Source organism: Mycobacterium sp. TH-M82 (genome assembly GCF_057473605.1).
The window spans coordinates 1-1,235 of sequence record NZ_JBYCKY010000759.1 but is presented as its reverse complement, the minus strand read 5'-3'; the positions used below and the strand labels follow the sequence as shown (position 1 = coordinate 1,235).

The window sequence follows — 1,235 nt, the reverse complement described above, 5'->3', positions numbered from 1 at the left end:
CGTCGCACAACCCGATGCCCGACAACGGCATCAAGTTCTTCGGCCCGGGCGGACACAAGCTCGACGACGCCACCGAGGACCAGATCGAGGATCTGGTGGCCGCCGGGCCGGGGCTGCGCCCGGTCGGCGCCGGGCTCGGGCGGGTGGTGGACGCCGGCGACGCGCTGGACTGCTACCTGCGTCACCTGCGCACGGCCGGCACCGCCCGGCTGGATGGCTTGACCGTCGTGGTGGACTGCGCACACGGCGCGGCGTCGGTGGCCGCGCCGCGCGCCTACCGCGCCGCCGGCGCCCAGGTGATCACGATCAACGCCGAGCCCGACGGGCTGAACATCAACGACGGCTGCGGCTCGACGCATCTGGCTGCGCTGCAGGCTGCGGTGGTCACCCACGGCGCCGACCTGGGCCTGGCGCACGACGGGGACGCCGACCGGTGCCTGGCCGTCGACGCCGCCGGCAACGTCGTCGACGGCGACGCCATCATGGCGGTGCTGGCCCTGGCCATGCGCGAGGCCGGCGAGCTGGCCGGCGACACCCTGGTGACCACCGTGATGAGCAACCTCGGGCTGCACCTGGCGATGCGCGCGGCCGGCGTCGCCGTGCAGACCACCGACGTCGGCGACCGCCACGTCCTCGAGCAGCTACGCGCCGGCGGCTACACCCTCGGCGGCGAGCAGTCCGGGCACATCGTGCTGCCCAGGCTGGCCACCACCGGCGACGGCATCATCACCGGGCTGCGGCTGATGTCGCGGATGGCCCAGACCGGCGCCTCGCTGGCCGACCTCGCGTCGGTGATGCGCGCGCTGCCGCAGGTGCTGATCAACGTCGAGGTCACCGACAAGGCCGGTGCCGCCGGAAGACTCGCGGTGCGCGCGGCGGTGCGGCAGGCCCAGGAAGAACTCGGCGATACCGGGCGAATCCTGTTGCGCCCGTCGGGAACCGAACACCTGGTCCGCGTGATGGTGGAGGCCGCCGATGCCGACACCGCGCGCCGGATCGCAGCCAGCGTCGCGGAGACGGTGCGCGCCGAATCCTGATGCGGGAACCAGCGCAGCCCGCGTGCCGTCATATCCGTCATGGGACGAGGTGGTTCCCGGCGAGGCATTGCGTACACGTATGCATGCATGTATACACGGAGCATGGCCACCAAGACCATATCGATCGATCTCGAGGCATACGAACGCCTGCGAGCTGCCCGGCGTTCGCCCGACGAATCGTTTTCTCGTGTCATCAAG

2 protein-coding genes are annotated in these 1,235 nt (G+C 71.5%); both read left to right on the top strand.

Annotation, left to right across the window (positions count from 1 at the left end):
• On the top strand, window positions 1–1,037 hold a 1,037-nt coding region (glmM, locus tag AC2VON_RS22520; protein ID WP_486954855.1), incomplete at its 5' end, for a phosphoglucosamine mutase.
• 39 nt (window positions 1,038–1,076) lie between these two features.
• Window positions 1,077–1,235, top strand: a 159-nt coding sequence (locus tag AC2VON_RS22515) for an antitoxin VapB family protein (protein WP_486954856.1), incomplete at its 3' end; no start/stop codon positions are given.